Genomic DNA, 19633 nt, shown 5'->3' with positions numbered 1-19633 from the left:
GCCGAGGGGGACCGGGGGAGGCCGACGGGGACCAACGTAGGGCTCCGGGTGACGTGCTCACGGCTGCCGTAGCCCATCGGGTACCGACGGGACCTCGACAGGGACCGAACGGACACTTCGGCGCGGCAGGTGCGGCGGACGAGGCGGCGGCGGGCTGGTGGCATGCCGATCCGGCATCGGAACGACCCCGGTCGGTATGGGCGGTATCGGCTGGACCTGACCGAGAATCGGCGGGCGGGTCAGGTCTGCCTCTGCCGCCCGGCGACCCGCCGACGCCCGAGCAGGCCGGCCTTCGCCAACGCCTCCAGGCCCACGTCCGGGCGCTGCAACCCCGGAGGACGAACACCGAACATGACTGCCCTCAGCATCGCCCACGGTCCCGTCGGTCCCGTCGGTCCCGTGGAAGAGCGCGTGGAAGAGCTCGCGGAAGAGGAGGACGTCACCTATCCGGTGAGCATCGTGCTCACGCTGCAGCGCGAGCGGACGGCGTCGCTGCTCCGCGCCATGCGCAGTCAGCGGGTACTGCCCGCCCAGACGCACACCTGGGGCTCCGAACGGGCTTACGGCGCCCTGCTGCACGAGGCCGGCCCCCACCTCACCGTCCTGGACGTACCCGGTTCGCAGTGGAGCGACGGTCTTGAGCGACGCGTGCGCGCGCTCAGCAACATCGCGTCCGTGGTCGTACTCGTACCGGATCACACGGATTCCGTGCGGCTTCTGCTGGCGGGGGCCGCCAATGTCCTCCCCCGCGACTCGCCGCCCAGGGAACTCGCCAGCAGAATCGCCGCAGAGCGCCGATGGCTGGACATGCGGCGCTCACCGCGGCGGCGGGTCGCTGATTCACCGCCGTTTCGCGCTGCCCGCCCCCAGCAGCATTCCCAGCAGGTGCTGTTGGACATTCTCTGTTCCGCCTCGCGGCCGTGGTGCTGTCACGATCTGTGCCTCCTGCTCGGCACAGCCGGGGAACCGATGAGCCGCCGAGCGTTGCAGGGCAGAATCGTGCGGCTCAACGAGCGGCTTGCGCGTGACGGGCTTGCGGTCGACTGCACGACCCAATGGGGGCGCACGACGTTCCTGGGCCTCGTCGAGGATGGATGCGTCGCCCCCCACTGAACTGCGGCTTCGTGCCCCGGAGATGAACGGACCGACGGAGAAATGAACATGGACGAACGAGCGACGGAACCGGGCGAAGAGGCGGAATCGGAGGAGGCCGTGAGGGCCGCGCTCCTGAACGCTTGGACAGCGGGCTGGACGACAGGGGGTGGAGGAAGGGACGGAGATGCGGCGGGAGCCTCGTCGCGTCCGGCGTCATGGGCCGGCACGCGTCCTGGTCCGCGTGAGGCCGGCCCCCACCGGAGACTTCGTGGCATCCCCTCGCAGGGTGGCTTACCAGGTACCTGAGCACGCCCTCGGCAGGCCGCCCCCCTCCCCGATGAGGGATCAGGTGGGCATGTTCCACCGCTGGTTGACGGCGCTGGTACAGCTCGTGATCTGGAGCTGGGTGAGAGCGATGGTGTAGTTGGCGGTGCCGTCGAGACACTTGCCGGACTGCGGGTTGTAGATCGTGCCGTCGGCGCGCGTCTGCCAGTTCTGGCCGCCGGAGCCGTCGCAGTCGTACAGCTCGACGACGGTGCCGTTCGCCGTGCCCCCGTCCTTGACGGCCATGCACTTGCTCTCAGCCGTGATCGTGCCGTTGAGGTTCAGCGTCCACTGCTGCGAGTTCGTGTCGTTGCACCAGTACAGCTGGACCGGGTTGCCGTTCGTGGTGTCTCCCACGCGGTTGTCCACACACATCCCGGCGGAGTTGCTGATGGGGCCCGTCGGGTTCTTCTCGTTGGTCAGGGAGAACCCGCTGTTCGGCGTCAGCACCGCGTAGGACAGATCCGAGCAACCGAGGTCGGACGACTTCACCGTGGTCGCCACGCTCGAATTGGCCTCCGTGGCGGCCGTCCAGCCGCCGCCGTAGGAGGTCTGGTACTTGAGCCCCGTGGTCTGGAACACCGCGCCCTTGGTCTCCGCGCAGTACTGGCCCTGGCCGGTCGTGGGGTCGTAGTGCGTGTAGACCTCCATCATGTCCCAGCCGCCGCCGGAACTGCCCAGCTTGCTGGTGTTCGCGCTCTTGAAGAAGGTCTCCCATTCGTGCGTGTCGTAGTTGTAGAGGTACGAAGTCCACTCGTTGGTCGCCGCATTGGTCTGAACGTCCTGGACCGAGTACGACGGCCGGCCGTTCACCTTCTTTGTGTAGGTGTCCAGGAAAGCGGAGTCGACGACCACGTACTTCGCCCAGCCCGGGATCGCCGCACACCAGTCCCACGCGCCGACCCAGATCGTGCCCCCGGAGTAGATCGTGGTCATCTCGATGCAGGTGGCGTTGCTCGGGTCGAGGGTCGGCGCATAGACGGTGTCGTCGCCGGTGACCGGGGTCGAAAGGTTGACGCTGTGAGTGGCCTGCGCGCCGCGCAGGGTGGCGCCGGTGGGAAAGACACCCCAGTAGGCGTGGTACTTTCCGGTCCAGGAGGACAAGGCGTCGGTGGTGGTATCCGTGGCGGACGGCGCGTCCTCGTAGACGCCGACCGGGCCCTGGTGCCGGGAGGCGTTGAGCTCGTAGAACCGCCGGGAGACCTCGGCGGGCAGTCCCCTCCGAGCCGCCGCCCCCGAGGTGCCGGGGATCACGCGCTCGCTGTGCCGGGCATCAGGCGCGGGTGAGTCGGAGTCCGGCTGGGCGGAGGCTGCCGCTCCGGAAGGCCGGGCGGGGGCCGCCGCTTCGGAAGCAGGTGTCCCGGTGGTCATCGCCAGCACGGCGACGACCCCCACCAGGGCAGAGCTCAGCTTGTGTATACGCACTACTTGTCCTAACTGGATGTACACATGGCGGTGCCCGAGAACGGGCTGTGGGGTGGCCGTTGTGTCCGACGCGGACCGGGCGGCCCGGGCGGTCGCCGACGCCCACGCACCGTCGTCGCGACGTGGGAAGACACGGGCCGTCGGCGGCTCAGTGCTCGTGCATGCCGTTCATGGCCTCGATCCGCGTCCACGACCTGGGCTGAACCGGAAGAGAAAACCTGCCGACCGTGACGGACACACCGCCGACTTGGCCGGCGGGCATGCTGACGACGCCACCGTCCTCACATGGTCGTCGTCCGGTCACGGCGATGCCGGCCGCCCCCGGGCGACCGTGCCCGTTCGTACCCGTCGCAGTGCCCACACCACCGCGCAGGCGAAACAGATACCGGCAATCAAGCGCGCCGGACAGCACGGATGCCGCCCAATTGCCAGCAGCTCTGCCCGCTTTAAGCGAGGGAAATTCGGCGCTGAAAATATCGAAGAACGGCGGGAGAGCCCACTGGCTCATGCCGGATCGACATGGAAAGAAACAGGATTGGCATTAGCCTTCCGCCGATGCGGCCGCCATAGTCGATTCTGCGAAGCGCCGCCGGCCGTAACAAATGCGGTTTCCCTGCCCTTGCGGACCGTGCCGCTTCCTCTGCCGATCAGGCTCGACAACCCGAGAGGAACAACACCACATGAAGTCCACCGCTCGAATCAAAGCGCTGGCGACCGCCGGAATTGTGAGTGGCGCGGTCGTGGCCTCGCTGGCCGTGACGAACGCGAGCGCCGTCACGACCCAGGCGAACGACCACGCCGTCGCCTCGCAGGCGGCGCACCGAGCGAAGCCGACGGTGGTCCTGGTCCACGGGGCGTTCGCCGATTCCTCCAGCTGGAACAGCGAGATCGGCTACCTGCGACGCCACGGCTACCCGGTCCTCGCGATCGACACCCCGCTGCGCGGCCTGGCCTTCGACAGCGCCTACGTCGAGGCACAGCTCAAGACCGTCAAGGGCCCTGTCGTGCTGGTCGGCCACTCCTACGCCGGAGAGGTCGTCAGCCAGGTCGCCGCGAAGACGTCGAAGGTCAAGGCCCTCGTGTACGTGGCGGCTCTCATCCCCAAGGCGGGAGAGACCGCCGGCTCCCTGATCGGACAGTTCCCCGGGTCGCAGCTCGTATCGGAGAACTTCCGCACCGTTCCGCTGCCCGGCGGTGACACCGACGTGTACCTCAAGGCCGACAAGTTCGGGACCGTGTACGGCAACGGGCTGTCGACGTCGGACATCCAGGTCGCCTCGGTGACTCAGGAGCCGGTCGCCCTCTCGGCCTTCACCGACAAGGCCACGGTGAATCCGCCGGCGAGGACGCCGAAGTGGGCGGTCATCTCGACCGAGGACCACGCCGTACCGACGGCCGCCCAGAAGTTCGAGGCCAAGCGGGTGGGCGCCCACATCAGCTACACCCGCTCTGGCCACGATGTTCCGTCGATCAGCCCGGGAGCGGTCGACCGTGCCATCGTCGCCGCCGCCGACTCCGTGCGCTGATCAACTCCGCGAGCGGGACGCCCATTTGACCGACGCGGGGCTTCCGGCGGCCGTGTCTTGGCCTTCCTCACCGCTGTACAGGCACTGGCATTGACTCTCTGCTGCCGCCCCGGACGGTGCAGGACTCGCAGCCGCAGACGGTACAACCGACGGCTCCCGCGGGCCCGATGCCTGCGGGAGCCGTCCCGTTCTCTCAGCGCTGACCTCGTCCTCTTACAGGACCGCGACGCACAAGCGCCGCGTTCACAAGCGGCTCGTCATGTCCGAGTGCCCGCATTGCGGAATCTCGCGCTCGGACCGCTCCGGTATGGACGGGCAAGGAGCACCTCCGCTTCCTCGTCGGCGCCAGTGGTGGTGACGGCCACGTCGACATCGTCGGCTTCGGCGGCCCGGAGGTGCACGTGGCCCGGAACCTCTACGCCCCGGAGCGCCTGCGCCTGCGCCTGCGCCTGCGCCTGCGCCTGCGCCTGCCAGGGCGACGCCCCGTGCCGACAGCTGTACTCCGCTTGGCCACCGGGCACTCAAGGTCCGAAACGAGATGCCGGGCACCAGCCGGGGCGGCTACCATCCTCGTCGTGCAGGTGCGCAGGCAGCGGATACTTCGCCTTCCAAGCGGGTAACGCGGGTTCGAATCCCGCCGTCGGCTCCGGTCGGCGTCGTCCAGCGGCCCAGGACTCCTTACGTCTCCGCCGCCGACCCTGATCTCTGCACATCACACAGGCACTCGGCTCCGCGGCCTCACCACCGTACTCATGTCGGGGGCGCGAGGTGCCTGGCAGCAGTGGGTGCGAGCCGGACTCAGACCCCGTCGAGGATGCGGTCGTCCCGACCCACACCGGCGCGTCAGCCGAGAAGCCCGATTTCGATGGCCAGAGCGCCCAGTCCTTCTTTCTCGGGTGGGTAGATGGCCCGGATCCTGGCGAGCTGCTCGTCACGGGTGGCCGTGGGGTTGATGTTGAAGGGACCTTCGCCGTCGAGGAGGGCTTCGACGTCGGGGTATTCGGTGACTCGCCTCGCCTCGACCTCGCACGTGTCGTCAGTTCCCTTGATGCAAAAGCGGATCACGGCGCCGACTGCCAGGTCGGCCAAGTGCGGGTTTTCGACCCGGACCTCGATGGTCTTGGCGCCTGCCGCGACCAGGTCGAAGTACTGGCGGTAGAGATTGAGTTCGCGGATGCGGGAGGTGCTGCTCATGGGGCGGGAAGGCTCCGGGGGGCTTGGGCGCGCCTTTTCAGGGGAGGCCGGTCGCCCGGTGAGGCATCAACGGAAATCACGTGGGACGGCCACATCGCGAAGGGCCGAGCCAGGCATCGCCTGCTCGTGAACAGGCGGTGCCTGGCATGCTGTGAAGCAGGTTCAGTCCTCGTCTCCGAGGATGAGTCGGGCCGTCTGCTCGGGCTGTTCCCACTGGGGCCAGTGGGAAGCGTTCTTGATCAGGTGCAGCGCGGCATGGGGGAACTGATGGGCGATGTGACGGGCGACTTCGGGGTTGAGGTAGGGGTCGTCCTCACCGAACGCCACCGTGACCGGCACGGTCAGCGTGGCCAGATCGCCATCCGCGATTCGGCGGTTCTGGACCTCCAGGTCGGGGAAGAGAGCGGCAGTCCACGCGCGTATCGCTACCAACGCGTCCGACCGCGTGCCTTCGCCGAACCATTGCGGCACTACGGAGGCGGCCACCACACCGTCCGGGTCCCCGACTGCGTAGCCGAACCGCGCCTGGGTGTGCGCCAGGATCCATTCCCGCATCTTCGGGTCGTCCATGAGGGCATCGGCGAGCGGTTTGAAGTCGGGATCTCCCAGCAAGCGGATCAACTCCGGGAACTGCAGGGAAGGGGCGTCCCCGTAGTAGCAGTTGAGGAGGACGAGTCTGTCCACCGACTCGGCGTGGTCCAGGGTGAAATTGACCGCAACGGCACCCGAGGCGTCGTGGCCGACCAGAACGCAGCGATCGATTCCCAGCTCAGTGAGTACCGCACTGAGTTCGGCCTCGCGCTGTCCGGGCCGGAGGGTGGTCTCCTGGCCCCGCTCGGACTTTCCGAAGCCGGAGAAGTCCAGAGCCACCACGCGTCGTGGAGTTACGAGAGGGATGATGCGGTCATAGATCCGCGAATCGTCCGGAAAGCCATGCATGGCGACTATGGGTAAGCCAGTGCCTCCGATGTCTCGGACGTGCAGACGTCCGTAGGGTGTTTCGACCAGTCTGCTCGCATACTCGTCATCAGGTGTGGACATACCGTCCTCTCCAGCTTTGAGTGCCGTCCCCGGCCACTTGGCATTTTGGGTGCTTGCCGTCGGTCCGCTGTTCCCGACGACTCGTCCTCGGCGCCCTAGAGGGCACAGACCTATTCGTGGTCGGTGGAGAGGGCGATGTGCCGGGCGGCGTCCATGTCCTTGCGGAAGGTGTCCAGTTTGGCGTCGAAGGCTTGCAGGGTGTCGGCGCCGAGCGGGAGACGCAGGGGCGGCTCGGCAGTGCCGGCCATCTCGACGATGGCGCGCGCGGCCTTGGCCGGATCGCCGGGCTGGGCGTGGTGCAGGCTCGCGGCGGCCGTGCGCATCGCGCCGACGGTGGGCGCGTAGTCGTCGATGGTGTCGGGGCCGGTGTGCAGGTTGGCGGGGTCGAGGAAGTCGGTGCGGAAGAAACCGGGTTCCACGAGGGTGACGTGGATGCCGAGGGGCGCGAGTTCGGTGTGGAGGGTCTCGGTGAAGCCTTCGACGGCGAACTTCGTGGAGGCGTAGATGCCCCAGCCCGGCGCGGTGGCGAAGCCCACGATGGAACTGATGTTGATGACGTGGCCGGAGCGCTGGCGGCGCAGTACCGGCAGTGCGGCGCGCTGGACGGCGAGCGGGCCGAACACGTTGGTCTCGAACGCCGCCCGGACCGCGGCGTCGTCGGACTCCTCGACGGCGGCGAGCAGGCCGGTGCCGGCGTTGTTGACCAGGACGTCGATCCGGCCGAACCGCTCCACCGCTGCGTCGACGGCCGCTGCGATGCTCTGCGGGTCGGTCACGTCCAGCGCCACGGCAAGCAGCTTGTCGCCGACGTCGGAAAACTGCTCCCGGACGGTGTCCGGCTTCCTGGCGGTGGCGACCACCTGGTGGCCGGCCGCGAGGGCGGCACGAGTGATCTCCAGACCGAAACCCCGGGACGATCCGGTGACGAACCAGACGCTCACCGCTGCCTCCTCTTCAGGCTGAGTAGTTGTCGTAGAAGGACCTGTTCTGGGCGACGAAGCCCTGGACATCAAGCGGAGCGACGCCGCCGATCGTCTTGACCAGGTCGTTCATGCCGGAGAAGACGCCGTTGCGGTAGTCGATCGCGACAGCGAGGAGATGCTGGATCATGTGGGGCGAGGTTCCTCGCTGCTCCAGGATCGCTTTGAACTCGTCCAGTTCGATCGGCACGTAGGTGACCTTCCGGTCCAGCGCCCGTGACATCTTCTCGGCGATCTCGTAGTGGTCGAGTTCCTCGGCTCCGTACAGCGGATAGATCTGGCCGGCGTGCGGGGCGGGGTCCTCCAGGACGGCCGCGATCACCTTGGCCTGGTCGCTGGCGGCGATCGGGGCATGGCGCCCGCCCGCGAAGGGGAAGCGCAACGTGCCGCTCCCGTCCCACATGTTGATCAGCCACTCGGCGAAGAAGGTCGGGCGGAGGTGAGTGACCGGGACCGGGGAGCGGTCCAGGACGCGCTCGGCGACCCAGTGCTGACGTGCCGCATTGCTCGCGGTGTCGCGGCGCGCGGAGATCTGCGACATGTTCACGATCGCCTGGACCCCGTTCTCCTCCGCCGCCTGGCCCACGTTCGCGGTGGCGTCCATCAGGCCGGGGCGGATCGGATAGGTGAAGTACAAGGCATCGATCCCCTTCGTCACCTCCGCCAGGGAGTCCAGGTCGAGGACGTCGCCCTCCACGACGTCCGCCCCGAGGGCGGCCAGCCGCTCGGCACGCCCGTCCAGGCCCCGGACCAGCGCGCGGACACGATGACCGCGCTCAAGCAGCAGCCCGGTGGTGTATCCCCCCGTCCTGCCGGTGGCCCCGACCACCAGAAGATTGCGTTGCATGACGGTGACTCTCCGTTTCTGGAGAAGTGCCTGTAGCGGAGGGTGGGTCGACTGGGGAGGCACATGCTCCCGCAGGTCAGTCGGCGAGGAAGCCGAGCAGATCCTTGTTGAACTGCTCCCTGAAAGGAGCGACCGACATGAGCCCGTGCGGCGCCCCCTGATAGACCTTCAGTTCGGCGTCCTTGATGAGCTTCACCGACTTCTCCGCGGATGCCACGATGGGGACGATCTGGTCGTCATCTCCGTGGATGATGAGGGTCGGGACGTCGATCCGCTTCAGATCCTCGGTCAGGTCCGTCTCCGAGAAAGCCTTGATGCAGTCGTACGCGCCCTTCAGGCCGACCTGCATGCTCCACAGCCGGAAGGCTTCGCGCAGCCCCAGGGACACCTGCGAGCCCTCTCGGTCGGCACCGTAGAACGGTGCGCTGAGCTCCCAGTAGAACTGTGAGCGGTCCGCGAGCACACCCTGGCGGATCTCGTCGAACACTTCGATCGGTGAGCCTTCGGGATTGCTCTCCGTCTTCAGCATCAGCGGCGGGATCGCGCCGAGGAGCAGGAGCTTGGAAACCCGGGGTGCGGCCCGCCCTGCAGCGACGCGCGTCACCTCGCCGCCGCCGGTGGAGTGCCCGACGAGCGCAACGTCGTGCAGGTCGAGGTGCTCAAGCAGTTGCGCGAGGTCGTCCGCGTAGGTGCTGAGATCGTTTCCGCTCCACGGCTGGCTCGACCGGCCGTGACCGCGGCGGTCGTGCAGGATGGCCCGGTAGCCGCTCTCTGCCACCAGACGAGCCTGGTCGTCCCAGGCGTCGGCGTTGAGCGGCCAGCCGTGGCTGAACACCACGGGGCGACCACTTCCCCAGTCCTTGTAGAAGATCTGGGTGCCGTCAGAAGTGGTGAAGACTGCCATGATCGACTCACCTTTCCGCCGGCGTGTCCCGCCGGTCGACCTGTTCCATGTCAGCGTTCCTGCAGAACTCGCCGACGACAGAGCTCGCTTGAAAATGGTTCAATGGACTGGCCCATGTGCAGCGAGCCGACCACGGGCGTCACATTCGCGCGGTTTCATCCCCACTGCCGTGCTCTGCCGTACCCGATGTCGCGGGGCCGCTTCCCATGGTGAATCAGGACGGGCCCGCAGCCATCACGTGCGGTTCGTAGTCCGCGTGGCCAGGTGACTACGAACCCGTGGCGCAGGACCGGAATCCGCCCGGTTCACACCGTCATGCAAGGGTTCATGGACTGCGGAATTTCCGGTTCTCCTGCAGTTCTCGACGGGAACGCACTCCTAGTTTCCTGAACACTTTGCGCAGGTGATAGTCGACGGTATGCACACTCAGGAAGAGTTGCTCGGCGATCTCGGCGTTCGTTGCGCCATCGGCCGCAAGTCTCGCGACTCTGGCTTCCTGCGTGGTGAGGCGACTTTCACTGCCGGTCGCAGGAACGGGATGTTGGGCCTCCGAGGGAGCGCCGGCTGCGGAGAGCTCCATGGCCGCACGCATCGCATATCCCTCCGCACCCATATGCGCGAACAGGTCGCGGGCGGATCGGAGGTGATGGCGCGCTTCCTTGGTACGACGCACCCGGCGCAGCCACTCTCCGTAGAGCTGATGGCTGCGGGCGCGCCGCCCGGGGCCTCGTGTGTTCTCGTGATGCTGAATCGCCGCAAGGTAACGCGGTTCGGCCGACGCGTCGTCGCCGAGAACAAGTGCGTCGGCGCGCGCCAGATCACCCAGGAGGGCGGGCACCGGAGTCAATTCGACCAGGTCACGCAGATAATCCCGTATGGAAAGTGCCCGCCTCGATTCGTCGCAGCGGACAGCCGCTTCCACCATGTCGCAAATCGCGAATTTTAGTTGCGAGCTCTCCGCGAGACATCCCTCCAGGTCAGTGAGGGCCTCGGCATAGCGGCCCTGGCTCAGCGCGACGACACTTCGCGCATAGTCACGGAATACCAACTGGTAGCCCTGGCCGTTGCGAGATGCTTGCTGTGTAACGATTTCATCCAGTTCCCGAGCGGTGACATGTTGACCACGCCAGGCCGCGATGAGGAGTGCTCCGATGTGCTGCTCGTTGCCGCGCGCCTCTTCCCACGCGGACCGCTTGTCGAAAAGGATTTCCGCCTCCCGGACGCGTCCGGCAACGAGTTCGGAAACCGCCGTGTGACTGAGCGCGAGAGCCAGAGGAATGGCCGCTCCCTGTGCGCGGGCCTCCCTTTCCATGCGCAACGCCAGGGTGTTGAGGGCGATATCGTCACCCAGCAGGGTCGCGTGGGCACATGCTGCGGCGAGCCACTGGAACAGTTCGGGTGCCGTCGCCGGAGCCTGACGTACTTCGTCGGTGGCGCGGTGAAGTCGGGCCGCCGCTTCGGCGAGTCCTTCGAGATGCAACGTGGCATCGGCGTCCAGGAGAGCGTCACCGGGGGTACGGTCCAACTCCGGGGGCAGCGGCAGGTCCCGTACCAACCGGGCCACCGCACGCCGGGTGCTGACGGCGGGGGCCAGAGACCCACCGATCTGCGCCTGCACCACCGCCTCCACCAGGACGTCACGGGCCATGCGGATGTCAACGGGCGCGAGTTGCCGGGCCGCGGAGAGCAGTGCGCCCGCAGCAGCGCCCGTGTCTCCGACAAGTCGATGGATTCGCGCTTGGACACGCTGGGCCTGCCCGTTGTAGTGCGGGTCCGCTCGGTAGGCCGCTGCTTCGTCGAGAAGCGCCTGCCCTCGCCCGGACGATCCGGCGACCACGCTCGCCTCGGCCGCGGTGAGCAGTCGGCGTGCCCGGGAGGGCAGGTCGTTGGTCAGCGCGGCGGAGCGGGCGAGGATGGTGGAGGCCGCCGCCCACCCTCCACGGCCGACGGCACGCTGCGCTGCGGTTTCGAGTTCCATGGCCACGGCGTCGTCCGGGTTCGTGGCTGCCGACGCGAGATGCCACGCTCGAAGGTCCGTGTCGCCGAGCTCACCGGCCACATCGGCGAGGACCGCGTGGGTTCGGACGCGGAGGGCGGTGGGTGCGGCGTGATACACGGCTGCGCGAATGAGAGGGTGGCGGAAGGTGACACGGTCCCGGATGGTCAGGAGATTCTGCTCCTCCGCCGGCGCGGCGGCATCGGCGTCGTAGTCCAGAACGGCTCCGGCGCGCCAGAGGACCTGGGGATCGCAGGTGGGGTCGGCGGCGGCGGCAAGCAGCAGGGCCCGGGTGGCGGTCGGCAGCGCCAGAGTCTCTCGTACGTAGAGTTTCTCGGTGGCCTGGCCCAGTGGAACGGGGTCGGGAAGCGGTGAGGCACCGCTCAGTTGGGCGGGGCTGAGTTCTCTGGCTGCTTCGATCAGGGCCAGCGGGTTGCCTGTAGTGGCGGATACGATCCGGTCGCGTACCTCGCTGTCGAGTACTCCGTCGACAGCCGCCTCCAGTAACTCAGCGGCGTGCCTCTCCGTAAGAGTTTCGACCACCAGTGAGGGCAGTCCCTGGAGAGTGGATGCTGATTCGGTGCCCTCACGAACTGCGAAGATCATGGTGAGGGACTCGGCGTACATGCGCCGCGCGATGAAGCCCAGGGCAACGGCCGACTCCTGATCCAGCCACTGCGCATCGTCCACCAGGCACAAGAGCGGCCGGTCCGCGGCAGCCGCTGTGAGCAGTCCCAGGGCGGCCACCCCGACGAGGAGGCGATCCGGTGGAGAAGTGTGGTCTTGAAGGCCGAAAATGCGCCCGAGCGCGTTGCGTTGTGGGAGCGGTAGCTCGGGCAGACGAAAGAGATGAGGAGCCAGCAGCTGGTGGAGGGCTGCGTATCCGAGTTCTGCCTCGGAATCGACGGCATCAAATCGCAGGACCTGATGGCTTTCCTCGGCTGCGGCCTGAACGTGATCGAGCAGGGCGGACTTTCCGACGCCTGGTGCACCGCGGAGCACGACTGTGCTGCTCATGCCAGTTCGGCCGCGCTTGAGCAGTGACTGGAGGCGGCCGCGCTCTTTGTCGCGGCCGAACAGCTGATCCATCTGTAGTCCTGTGGGCCTTCCATTGCCGCTGGCCGTGGTCACGCTGCAGTCGGACCGGTCGCGGTCGCGCCGCGCGTCCCGTCTCCCCTCCGTGCATGGGCGGGCAGCGTGAGGTGCTCGGTTGTCGGGTCGGGGGCAGGCTGTCCGCAGAGGGACCCGAAAGCTCCCGAGCCCATACCCGCACGTGATCGCTTCCAGCAGTAGATCACGCGGTTGCAGGGTCGTGACGGTCCTTTGAAAGGTGGCCAGGCATGCACGTACGCGACCGATCACCGGGGGCGTCGACCGGGGACAGGGAAGCGCTCGTCGTCGATCCGCCGTAGACACCGCACCCGCCGTCATGCGGTGAGAGCATCGGACCGCAGCGTGCATGTGATGCCGTCGCCGGCTGCGTTGAGCCCTCCGGCGACAGCCCTCAGCCGGGGCATCACAGCCGGGGCTGCCGCCATCAAACAGGTTCGGCCTGGGTACAGACGACAACAATCTTCGCCACCTACTGCCATGGGGGAGGACAGGGAGCAGCAGCTTCAAGTGCCACCGCTGCGGGTCGTCGGCGGACATGCGCTGAGCGAGACCATTGCTCGGCAGATCCTTTTCCTGTTGTGTCAACACTGCCGGATCGTCGGCGCCGAGGTGCTGCGGCTGACCGACCCGTACCTGCTCCGGACCTTCGGAGCCGCCAAAGCAACCCAGCAGGGGCTCACTTACGAAGCCGTAGTCGATGCGGACTCCGTATCGGATTCCACGGCGGCGGACGACACGGACAAGGCCGTCGCCGTGGCCGACTCCGATACCAGCGAAGGTGACACAGCGGCAGACGATGATGCCGCGAGCAGCCACTGGAGCGTGGTGAAGTTCGTGACCCACGACAAGGACGGGCGCTACACCCCAACCCGTCAGGGGAACCGGTCTATCGGCTGGGTCCATTTCTCCGGACCGCCCGACATCCACAGCGAGAAAGTCATCAAGGCAGCGGTGAACGAGCATCCTGAGCGAGGGAGCACGAAGACCCGCAAGGTGTACGGCGCTGTACTGTACGACACCCTCGGGATCACCCTCGCCAAGGTCAAGGGCAAGGTCATCGCGCAGTACCACTGGGAGACCAGCGACCACAGGTACAAGCTCGCCGACACCGACGACGAGATCGGCGTGATCACGACGTTCTGCCAGGGCGTCAGCACATGCCCGGACGCGTTGAACCGAGTATGACGGAGCACTCCATGGCATGGGACGAGACGGGCCTGTCCGGTCTGCAGGCGCAGCTGGCGCACGAAATGCTGAGCCGTGTCACAGCCTTCACGTTCGGACCGGACGTCCGGCTCGTCCGAGGTGTGATGACCTCCCCGGACCGACCCGACGCCGGCCGCGTCGTCCTCTGGGACGGCCGGCACCTCGACAACTCCGTCGCCTACGACGTGCCACTCACGGACCCCCAGGGCGGAAACATCCCCGCGGGCGACATCGCGGCCGCGCTGCGCGGCGTGGCGTCCGACGGGCCGGAACACGAGACCGAGAAGGCACCGCGCGACGCCTTCGGGATCCCCGTGATCGACGCATCCGCCCGCGTGCACGCCTTCGTCGCCGAGCCGCGATTCAGGGTCCCGGACGCACTGCACGCCGCAGCGGCCGCGTTCTCCCTCTCTCCAGAACCGGAAGACCCCCCAGAACTGCGCCTACGCGGCTTCCTCCTCCTGGACCAGGCAACGTGCCGCCTCTACCTGGACACCCCCGAGTCACAGGACGCACCGCCGTTCGGCCTCGACCTCCCCCTCCAGGACAAGAAAGGGGCCGTCACGGTCGGCCTGACAGCGGTGCACACCGCGCTCCCGGTCCTCCTTCTCGGCGAACTGGAACGCATGCGCAAGGACGTCCACGACCCCTACTGCCATACCGTCTACGACTTGGCGGACTGGCTCTCCGACAGCTGACCGCACAGTGCCGGAAACCCCCTCGCGGGCATCGACCCTGGCTCCGGAAGTCCACCGGCTCCCGGAGCGGACGGGCCCACCAGGAGCCTGTGGCCACGCCAGAAGACAGCACCGTCGACCCGGACGATCAACACGCCGGCACGGATCCGGCACACGACAACTGATCACGATGAACAGCAAAAAGGCCCGGGTTTGTGACCTGGGCCTTCTCCATGGAGCGGGTGACGAGAATCGAACTCGCGCTCTCAGCTTGGGAAGCGACGGCGCTTGAGGAGCGGGATGGTCAGTGACCTGCGCGTATGCGGCTCTGAACAACACCCGATAGCGCGAGATCGCACCGCTGGTGACCGTGATTGTCCGCTCTTACTGATCGTTTCAGAATGCGATGTGTAGTCGCCTCAAGCAGATGATGACGCAGGCGAGTTGGAGGAATCCCTGGTGGAGGTCGGCATCCTGCCGCTCGTGCAGTGAATGGATGGGCGGGGTTCTCGCGGGTCAACGCCGTCTCCTGGGCTCATGTGCCCTGGATGTGCCCTTGGGCCGTTTCACCAGAGGGCAGCTTCTCTTCGGCCGGGCCCAGTACTTCGTCGGCGCTGCGCGGCTCGGTGCGTGGCTGTTGGTTGAGCTTGTGGCGCGCGATGGAGGATTGCCGGTAGACCTCCTTGCGGGTCCGCATGATGTTGCCCAGGGGCGCGTGCTCGGCGGTGACCCGCCAGGGGGTGAAGGACAGCGCGTCCATCTTCTCCAGGTTCTCCGGGCCGGAGATGTCCTGCTGCGGCAGCCGCAGCCTGGCCACGGTGACGGACGGCGAGAGCTGTTCGGGCCACTCCACGGTGGTGTCCTCCACCGGCATGCGTCGCAGGTCGGTGCAGAGCTGGACCTGGATGTCGAAGACGTAGGGCCGTTCCTGCAACTCGCCTTCCAGGGCCGGCCGGAAGACCTCCGCTGCCGAGGTCGGGTCGATGGTGCGCCGGACCACCGCGGCAGCGGCAGACGGGTCGGGCGTGAAGCGCACTTTGGCGATGTAGTCACCGTGGCGGACCGCGCCCATGGTCCAGTAGCTCGACAGCAGCACGTTCGCCGGAGGAGTCTTCGCCAGGCGCAGGAAGGCCAGGAACTCGTCCCACGCCCAGTCGCCCTGGTCCAGGGTTCCCTTTCCGGTCACGAAATCGGTGTAGAAGCGATGTGCGCCGGGACGGCCCTGGGAGAAGTAGGCCGGCGCGTTCAGGAACAGTTCCTGGATGAACAGGTAGTGCTCGACCGTGTTGCAGAAGAAGATCGGTCCGTTGATGTTGGCGTAGTCGAAGGTGCCCGTGTCCGGTTCGTCGTCCAACAGGGTCGGGCCGGGGATGTCGAACATCTTCAGGGCCAGTCCGGTGGCGGCGCCCAGGCGCGCGTCGGCTCCGGCGTGGGGCGAGCCGTTGGAGAAGCGGATGAGCGCGTCGTGGGTTCCCGGGGTGGCGTAGATCCCCTGGGCGTACTCGGGGGGCAGACCGGCCAGGATCTCCACTTCCCCGCGGACCAGCCCGTAGCCCTTGGCGTGGGCGTCGCGGAGGGCCTGTCCGGTGCCGCCGGCCTCGACCGACTCGGCGATGTAGTTCTTGGTCTTCTCGATCACCGTCTGCACGTTGCGTTCGAAGTCCGGGTCGGCGTCCTCGACGTCGGGCGTGTAGCGGACGAACTCTGCTGCCATGACTCCGACCTCTCCTCTCAGAGACCGTGATCGCACTCCAGGAGCCTGGAACTGCCCTCAGCCCTCCAGTTCGGCGAGCCAGCGCAAAGCGCGCAGCCCCGGAACGAAGCAGTACTCGCCGCCGCGGGTGACCACGAAGCTGGGCAGGTTCTGGAGACGGCGCCGGACCGGTTTCTCCGGGATGGTGAGGCTGCCGGTGCCGCCGTGGTGCCCGGCCACCGGGTCCTGCTCGCCGGGGTAGCCGATGAAGTTGCCGTCGTTGACCCATTCGGCCTTGATGAACTCGAACTGCCGCTCCAGGTGGGCTCCGAGGAAGACTCCGACCAAGCCACGGTCGGCGCCGTCGTCCTCCAGCACGCCCTCGGGCAGCGGCGGGCCGTAGGTGGTGCCGCGGCGGATTAGCCGGTGCATCCGCGCATCGCCGATGATGGTGGAATCGCGAGGGTTGGTGCGCCGGATGTGCGCACCGGCGGGGCACCGGTAGCCGCGGTCGTCGTTCTCCCGGTAGAGGAAGTTGTTGACGCGGTGCGGATCGGCTGCCAGCTCGGGATCGTCGTGCTCCGGCGCCAGCGCCAGCGGCGCGCCGCTGGGCCAGCGCCCGACCATCTTCGCTGCCAGGAGCGCCTCCTCCTCGGCGCCGGAGCTGTTCGCGCGCAGGTACCGGCGCCATGCCGCCACGTTGGTGTGGATCTTGCGAACGGCCGCGTAGGTGCCGTTGCGCCCCAGCACGTCGGGGCTGGGCATGGGCGGCAGGCTGCCGGTTTCGTCGGGGTAGCCGAGGATGAACTCGCCGGCTTTGATCGGGGCTTCCTGTGGGTTGGAGCCGGGTAGCCCGACGCCCTCGATGTTCGGGTGGCTGATGCCGTCGCGGAAGCCGAAGGTGGTACGCCCGGTCGGTAGCTGGTGGACGTCCTGCTGCCAGATCACCTGGACACCGGGGGTGTCCTCGTAGGCGACCCGGGCCCGCTCCAGTTCCTTGTCGAGCTGTCCCGTATCGGAGGACAGGGCGCTCAAGGCGATGTGGATGTCACCGGTTCCGAACGGTGCCTCCCAGTGGGCCGGCGCACTCTCACCCACGTCGCCGATCCGCTCCGCCCGGGCGGCCATGCCCTCACGGAACGCCTGCGGAAAGGTGTCCAGCGACTCCTGCGGCACGCCCAGGGCCCTCAGCCCCTGATAGGTGAAGGCCACAGAGACCCAGGCATCCCGGCTCCTGTCCGCACCTGGCAGACCACCCGAGGTCACCGGTAGGAGCCGCCGCATCAGGGCGCGCCCGGCGTGGCGGTCCTCGACGCGCAGGAAGACGAACTTTCCCTCGTACGGAACGGGCCTCGGCCGCAGGGCCCCGCTCTGGACGTCGTCGATCTCGACGCTCGTGCCGGCCGCGCTGTCGCTGTCCGCTGTGTTCATGGTCGCTTGTGCCTCCGCGTCGGTCTCTGCCTGGACAGCCCGGCAGCGGCTGGTGCGCGCCTGTCGACGCGGTCCACCCATGGTGGGTGGGGGTCCGGGGGTTGGCTGTGTCCGGGTTCTAGGCCGAGGCTTCCTCCAGCAGCTTCTGGAAGGCCGGCGTGGCCAGCAGCTCGGCGTTCGCGGGGTTGTCCAGTGCCGCCCGGAACTGGGGGGTGTCCAGCACCTCCTGGAACGCGTCGTCCACGCGGTGGTCCTTGTAGATCTGCTGAACGGTCAGGTCGGGGTAGGCGCTGACGAAGACCCCTGCGGGCTCCTGGTGGGCGAGGAACCAGTCCTTGACCCCTGGATCCTTGATGCCGGGGAACCCTTCGCTGTGCGCGAAGACCTTGTCGAAGCGTTCCCCGACCACCGTCTTGGCGAAGTCGTCGATGTAGGTGTCCCAGGAGCCGTCGAAGACGCTGGCGAACATGAACCTGGTGTCGTTGTCGAAAATGACGTGCCGTGCGTCATGCAGTGTGCCGATCTGGCGCAGCGCCGCATGGACGTTCTCGTCATTCGCCGCGTCGCCGAGCCAGGTGAGATCCGCGCGCAATGCATCGGCCTCGCCCGGCTTGATCTTGGTGAAAACGGTGAACTCGTTGGAGACCCCATCCGTCCTGCCCGGGTGCTCAGGGTGAGCCGACGGGGTTGCACCTGTCGCGGTCATCGCGAAGCTCTCCTGTCGCGGATCGGCGCGAGAGTCGCCAAGCGCTCGGACATGAGGCGCCATCGCCCTCACGTCTTCAATCCTCACCGCGGCTGAGCTCCCTCGCATCTCGACCCCTGGGCGTAGTGGTCGCCTGGGGTGGTACCTCGAGAAGCTCCGGCAAGCGGGTTCGCCTGCCGGTCCGGCAGGCCGAAGCCGGGGTCCTCACGTCCCGGGAAGCTCCCGAAGACAGATCCGGCCGGGCGCAGGAGGATGGAGTTGGGTGAGACGTGCCGAGTACGTCGTCATCACCGTCGTCCGGCAGCCACTTCCGCGCGGCCGTGAAGGAAGCAAGTGTCGCTGCCCACTGCACACCACCCCGTTGCGCCGCCCGGACGGCCGGGGCACCCGCTTCCGGCCCCCCTGCTCCACTGGATCGCCACCCGGAGGCAACCATGGGCCACGTTCTCGGTGACGTGCTGGGTTTCGCGGCCGCGGTCGCCGTCAGCCCGCTCCCGATCATCGCCGTCATCCTCATCCTCGCCACGCCCCGGGGACGCCTCAACGGAGTCCTCTTCACCATCGGCTGGATCGTGGGACTCTCCGCGCTGGGCGCGGCGATGTTGGCGATCGCCTCCCCCGCAGGCGCCTCCGCCCACAACCACCCGGCCACCTGGGTGGGAGCCCTCAAGCTCGCCCTGGGCCTGTTCCTCGTCCTGTTCGGCGCCCGACAGTGGCACCGGCGCCCGAAGGATCCCTCGCAAGCCCAGCTCCCGAAGTGGATGAGCGCGATCGACCGCCTCACACCGGTCAAGATCTTCGCGCTCGGACTGGCCCTGGCTGCGCTCAACGCCAAGAACGCACCGCTGACCATCGCCGCGGGGGCATCGATCGGCTCGGCCGGCCTCCCGGTAGGGCAGCAGATCGCATCCTTGGCGATCTTCGTCGTGATCGCCACTCTCGGCTTGCTGGTCCCACTGGGAGTTTTCCTGCTCGGAGGAGAGCGGGCCAGGACCACGCTCGGCAACTGGAAAGACTGGGCGGCTCAGCACAACGTCGCCGTGATGGCGGTCCTGTTCTTCGTCCTCGGGCTGAAACTGCTCGGGGACGGCATCTCCATCCTCACCTCCTGACACGCCTACTCGTGTCGTGCGCCGGCGTAGCGGCCCTGGGTCGGCCCGGGGCGAGCAGCCAGATCCGGAGATCCTTGACCACGACCGCGTACACCGGTGAGTCGGCAAAGGGCTGCTGCTCGCCGGCCTGGCCTCAAGCGCCCTGGTACCAGAAGTCGGCCGGACGGGGTCGCACCGCCGTTGACCGTTGCCGGCCGGAAGGCTCCGGGGCTGTCGGATCAGAACGTACCGTGGATGCGGCGCAGGGAGCCCCGGGTGGCCCGGGGCTCCCCTCCGTGGCGGCCGCTTCCCAACACCACGGAGCCGCTCACCTGTTGGGAGACGAGCAGAAGGAGAGTGGCACGCTCCGCGGCGGGTTTCCCG

Annotated in this window: 16 protein-coding genes; 5 read left to right on the top strand and 11 right to left on the bottom strand. The window is 67.6% G+C overall.

The genetic code is table 11. From position 1 onward, the window contains the following. The first annotated feature begins 399 nt into the window (after positions 1–399). On the top strand, positions 400–1113 hold the full coding sequence (locus tag IEZ11_RS14190) for a response regulator (RefSeq protein WP_189263047.1): 714 nt from the start codon (positions 400–402) through the stop codon (positions 1111–1113). 327 nt (positions 1114–1440) lie between these two features. On the opposite strand, the gene IEZ11_RS14185 is transcribed toward IEZ11_RS14190, so the two are convergent. Beyond that, on the bottom strand, positions 1441–2844 hold the full coding sequence (locus IEZ11_RS14185; protein WP_189263046.1) for a ricin-type beta-trefoil lectin domain protein: 1404 nt from the start codon (positions 2842–2844) through the stop codon (positions 1441–1443). A gap of 148 nt (positions 2845–2992) precedes the next feature. After that, on the bottom strand, positions 2993–3352 hold the full coding sequence (locus IEZ11_RS14180; protein WP_189263045.1) for a hypothetical protein: 360 nt from the start codon (positions 3350–3352) through the stop codon (positions 2993–2995). Between the two features lie 172 nt (positions 3353–3524). Here IEZ11_RS14180 and IEZ11_RS14175 point away from each other — a divergent pair, with 172 nt between their 5' ends. Continuing rightward, a complete protein-coding gene (locus tag IEZ11_RS14175; RefSeq protein ID WP_189263044.1) occupies positions 3525–4370 on the top strand; it encodes an alpha/beta hydrolase in 846 nt (281 codons plus the stop codon). An 843-nt stretch (positions 4371–5213) separates the two neighbouring features. Here IEZ11_RS14175 and IEZ11_RS14170 read toward each other — a convergent pair. The 6 genes from IEZ11_RS14170 to IEZ11_RS14145 form a co-directional block, all read right to left on the bottom strand. Beyond that, positions 5214–5564: an ASCH domain-containing protein gene (locus tag IEZ11_RS14170; RefSeq protein WP_189263043.1), complete on the bottom strand. Its 351-nt coding sequence runs from the start codon at positions 5562–5564 to the stop codon at positions 5214–5216. Between the two features lie 162 nt (positions 5565–5726). After that, a complete protein-coding gene (locus IEZ11_RS14165; RefSeq protein ID WP_189263042.1) occupies positions 5727–6605 on the bottom strand; it encodes an alpha/beta fold hydrolase in 879 nt (292 codons plus the stop codon). A 110-nt stretch (positions 6606–6715) separates the two neighbouring features. Then, entirely contained in the window at positions 6716–7546 is an 831-nt protein-coding gene (locus IEZ11_RS14160) for an oxidoreductase (RefSeq protein ID WP_189263041.1), read from the bottom strand. A 13-nt stretch (positions 7547–7559) separates the two neighbouring features. Next, positions 7560–8432: an NmrA family NAD(P)-binding protein gene (locus IEZ11_RS14155; RefSeq protein WP_189263040.1), complete on the bottom strand. Its 873-nt coding sequence runs from the start codon at positions 8430–8432 to the stop codon at positions 7560–7562. A gap of 76 nt (positions 8433–8508) precedes the next feature. Continuing rightward, the gene (locus IEZ11_RS14150) at positions 8509–9336 is read right to left on the bottom strand and encodes an alpha/beta fold hydrolase (RefSeq protein ID WP_189263039.1); all 828 of its coding nucleotides are present in this window, start codon (positions 9334–9336) and stop codon (positions 8509–8511) included. A 325-nt stretch (positions 9337–9661) separates the two neighbouring features. Further along, positions 9662–12421, bottom strand: a complete 2760-nt coding sequence (locus tag IEZ11_RS14145; protein ID WP_189263038.1) for a helix-turn-helix transcriptional regulator — start codon at positions 12419–12421, stop codon at positions 9662–9664. A gap of 501 nt (positions 12422–12922) precedes the next feature. On the opposite strand from IEZ11_RS14145, the gene IEZ11_RS14140 reads away from it, so the two are divergent. After that, the gene (locus IEZ11_RS14140) at positions 12923–13630 is read left to right on the top strand and encodes a hypothetical protein (protein WP_189263037.1); all 708 of its coding nucleotides are present in this window, start codon (positions 12923–12925) and stop codon (positions 13628–13630) included. Positions 13631–13641: 11 nt separating this feature from the next. Continuing rightward, entirely contained in the window at positions 13642–14349 is a 708-nt protein-coding gene (locus IEZ11_RS14135) for a hypothetical protein (protein WP_189263036.1), read from the top strand. Between the two features lie 514 nt (positions 14350–14863). On the opposite strand, the gene IEZ11_RS14130 is transcribed toward IEZ11_RS14135, so the two are convergent. From IEZ11_RS14130 to IEZ11_RS14120, 3 genes are all read right to left on the bottom strand, one after another. After that, entirely contained in the window at positions 14864–16042 is a 1179-nt protein-coding gene (locus IEZ11_RS14130) for a catalase family protein (RefSeq protein WP_189263035.1), read from the bottom strand. A 57-nt stretch (positions 16043–16099) separates the two neighbouring features. Then, the gene (locus IEZ11_RS14125; RefSeq protein WP_189263034.1) at positions 16100–17452 is read right to left on the bottom strand and encodes a Dyp-type peroxidase; all 1353 of its coding nucleotides are present in this window, start codon (positions 17450–17452) and stop codon (positions 16100–16102) included. Between the two features lie 118 nt (positions 17453–17570). Continuing rightward, positions 17571–18158: a hypothetical protein gene (locus IEZ11_RS14120; protein ID WP_229713003.1), complete on the bottom strand. Its 588-nt coding sequence runs from the start codon at positions 18156–18158 to the stop codon at positions 17571–17573. A 434-nt stretch (positions 18159–18592) separates the two neighbouring features. Between IEZ11_RS14120 and IEZ11_RS14115 the strand changes: the two genes are divergently transcribed. After that, on the top strand, positions 18593–19270 hold the full coding sequence (locus IEZ11_RS14115; protein ID WP_189263032.1) for a GAP family protein: 678 nt from the start codon (positions 18593–18595) through the stop codon (positions 19268–19270). Positions 19271–19633 lie beyond the last annotated feature (363 nt).

This window comes from Streptomyces fuscichromogenes (assembly GCF_014645815.1).
In the GTDB taxonomy this organism is placed as follows: Bacteria; Actinomycetota; Actinomycetes; order Streptomycetales; family Streptomycetaceae; genus Streptomyces; species Streptomyces fuscichromogenes.
This window is presented reverse-complemented; position numbering and strand designations above follow the sequence as displayed.

What these genes read in the sequence shown, in the direction of transcription:
- IEZ11_RS14180 (WP_189263045.1), bottom strand. Translation starts at nt 3,352, where the DNA reads ATGAGCCAGTGGGCTCTCCCGCCGTTCTTCGATATTTTCAGCGCCGAA.
- IEZ11_RS14175 (WP_189263044.1), top strand. Translation starts at nt 3,525, where the DNA reads ATGAAGTCCACCGCTCGAATCAAAGCGCTGGCGACCGCCGGAATTGTG.
- IEZ11_RS14170 (WP_189263043.1), bottom strand. Translation starts at nt 5,564, where the DNA reads ATGAGCAGCACCTCCCGCATCCGCGAACTCAATCTCTACCGCCAGTAC.
- IEZ11_RS14165 (WP_189263042.1), bottom strand. Translation starts at nt 6,605, where the DNA reads ATGTCCACACCTGATGACGAGTATGCGAGCAGACTGGTCGAAACACCC.
- IEZ11_RS14155 (WP_189263040.1), bottom strand. Translation starts at nt 8,432, where the DNA reads ATGCAACGCAATCTTCTGGTGGTCGGGGCCACCGGCAGGACGGGGGGA.
- IEZ11_RS14150 (WP_189263039.1), bottom strand. Translation starts at nt 9,336, where the DNA reads ATGGCAGTCTTCACCACTTCTGACGGCACCCAGATCTTCTACAAGGAC.
- IEZ11_RS14145 (WP_189263038.1), bottom strand. Translation starts at nt 12,421, where the DNA reads ATGGATCAGCTGTTCGGCCGCGACAAAGAGCGCGGCCGCCTCCAGTCA.
- IEZ11_RS14140 (WP_189263037.1), top strand. Translation starts at nt 12,923, where the DNA reads ATGGGGGAGGACAGGGAGCAGCAGCTTCAAGTGCCACCGCTGCGGGTC.
- IEZ11_RS14135 (WP_189263036.1), top strand. Translation starts at nt 13,642, where the DNA reads ATGGCATGGGACGAGACGGGCCTGTCCGGTCTGCAGGCGCAGCTGGCG.
- IEZ11_RS14130 (WP_189263035.1), bottom strand. Translation starts at nt 16,042, where the DNA reads ATGGCAGCAGAGTTCGTCCGCTACACGCCCGACGTCGAGGACGCCGAC.
- IEZ11_RS14125 (WP_189263034.1), bottom strand. Translation starts at nt 17,452, where the DNA reads ATGAACACAGCGGACAGCGACAGCGCGGCCGGCACGAGCGTCGAGATC.
- IEZ11_RS14120 (WP_229713003.1), bottom strand. Translation starts at nt 18,158, where the DNA reads ATGACCGCGACAGGTGCAACCCCGTCGGCTCACCCTGAGCACCCGGGC.
- IEZ11_RS14115 (WP_189263032.1), top strand. Translation starts at nt 18,593, where the DNA reads ATGGGCCACGTTCTCGGTGACGTGCTGGGTTTCGCGGCCGCGGTCGCC.